The organism is Virgisporangium aurantiacum, assembly GCF_016863635.1.
Classification (GTDB): Bacteria; Actinomycetota; Actinomycetes; order Mycobacteriales; family Micromonosporaceae; genus Virgisporangium; species Virgisporangium aurantiacum.
Window position 1 is genome coordinate 1 of sequence record NZ_BOPG01000171.1, and the last position, 2,181, is coordinate 2,181.

1 protein-coding gene is annotated in these 2,181 nt (G+C 69.0%); it reads right to left on the reverse strand.

The features are described 5' to 3' along the window. Window positions 1-2,181 (reverse strand): non-ribosomal peptide synthetase (locus Vau01_RS62865; RefSeq protein WP_204015411.1); only part of this gene is annotated, 2,181 nt, incomplete at both ends.

A 2,181-nucleotide genomic window follows, 5' to 3' on the forward strand; every position in this document is an offset into this window, starting at 1 on the left:
TGGATGGGGGTGAGTGGGTGGGGTCCGGTGGTGGGGTGGTGGTGGGTGGTTGGGGTGGTTGGTGTGGTGGTGGTGGCGAGGGTGGCGATGGTTTGGTGGGTGAAGATGTTGTGGGGGGTGAGGTGGAGGCCTGCGGTGTGGGCGCGGGCGATGAGTTGGAGGGCGGTGATGGAGTCGCCGCCGAGTTCGAAGAAGTTGTCGTGGATGCCGATGGGGGTGGTGTTGAGGAGGTTGGTCCAGAGGGTGGTGAGGGTGTGTTCGGTGGGGGTGGTGGGTGGTTGGTAGGTGTGGGTGGGGAGGGGTCTGGTGTGGTCGGGTGGGGGTAGTTGGGTTTTGTCTGTTTTGCCGGTGTTGGTGGTGGGGAGGGTGGGGAGGGTGATGATGTGGGTGGGGATGAGGTAGTGGGGTAGGTGGGTGGTGAGGTGGTGGCGGATGTCGGTGATGGTGGGGCTGGTGGTGGGGGTGTCGGTGGGGGTGTCGGTGGGGCTGTCGGTGGGGCTGGGGCTGGTGGTGGTGATGTAGGCGGTGAGTTGGGGGTTGCCGTGGGGGTCGGGGTGGGTGGTGACGGCGGCTTGGGTGATGTGGGGGTGGGTGGTGAGGGCGTGTTCGATTTCGGCGGGTTCGATGCGGTGGCCGCGGATTTTGAGTTGGTGGTCGGTGCGGCCGAGGTATTCGAGGGTGCCGTTGGTGTGCCAGCGGGCGCGGTCGCCGGTGCGGTAGAGCCGGGTTCCGTCGCTGGTGAAGGGGTTGGCGATGAATTGGTGGGCGGTGTGGTCGGGGCGGCCCAGGTAGCCGCGAGCGATGCCGATGCCGCCGATGAGGAGTTCGCCGGGTACGCCGATGGGGACGGGTTGTAGGTGTTGGTCGACGACGTAGACGCGGACGTTGGCGATCGGCACCCCAATCGACGGAACCCCGCCCTCGCATCTGGCCGCGGTGGCCTCGATCGACGCCTCGGTGGGCCCGTAGAGGTTTTGTAGTTCGGTACCCCACGACCGTCGGTGGTCGGCGATGAGGTCGGGTGGCAGCGCCTCTCCGCTGCAGACGACCAGGCGCACGCTTCCGCAGTCGGCAAGATCCGCGTCGGCGAGGAACGCGCGCAGCATCGACGGCACGAAGTGGACGACCGTGACGCGTTCGCGGGCGATCAGCGCAGCGAGATAGTCGGGATCACGGTGCCCGCCCGGGCGGGCGACCGCCAGCGTCGCACCGAGCATCAACGGACACAGCATTTCCCACAGCGACACGTCGAAGGCGGTCGCCGTCTTGTGGAGGAACACGTCCCGTGGTCCGGCCCGTTGCCCGGCACGTGCCCAGGCCACCCGGTTCGTTAGCCCACCGTGGTGGCCGACCACGCCTTTCGGTGTGCCGGTCGATCCGGAGGTGAAGAACAGGTACGCCGCGCGTGCCGGATGCACGGCGACCGCGGGTGGGGCGTCGCATCGCCGGCGCGCCAGGTCGGTCGCCTCGGCGGCGTCGTCGACGCAGAGCAGGCGCACGCCGGCGTCGGGCAGGCGAGGGATCCATTGGCGGTGGGTCAGCACCACGCCGGCCCGCGCCCGGCGCAGCAGCATCTCCAGCCGTCCGGGCGGATCGTGCGGATCGAGCGGCAAATACACCGCGCCCGCTTTGAGGGCGGCGAGCAGGCACACCACGAGGTCGGCGCCGCGTTCCATGCATACCGCGACCACCGGCTCGGGGCCGACCGTCTCGTCCCTCAATCGCCACGCGAGCCGGTCGGCCCGGTCGTCGAGTTCCCGGTAGCTCATGCGGCTGTCATCGGTCACCACCGCCACGGCGTCGCCGCACCGCTGGGCCTGCGCGGCGATCAGCTCGTGGACCGGAGCCGGCGTGACCTCGGTGGTGGTGGCGTTCCAGTGCTCCAGCATCTGCCGGGTCTCGTCGTCGGTAAGCATCGGCGCGCCCCACACCCGTTGCTCGGGGTTGCGGGCGAACTCGCGCAGCAGGCCGCGGAAATGGGTCGCCATTCGTTCGACGGTGGTGTGGTCGTAAAGGTCGGTGGCGTATTGGATCGATCCGGCCAGGCATGGGCCGGCTTCGCCGATGCTGAGCGTGAGGTCGAACTTCGCGGTGCGTACCGGCGCCGGCAATTCGCAGACGGCGACGTCGGGGAATGCGACGTCGTCGCCGGACGGGTCGGCACCGTAGGTGAACATGACC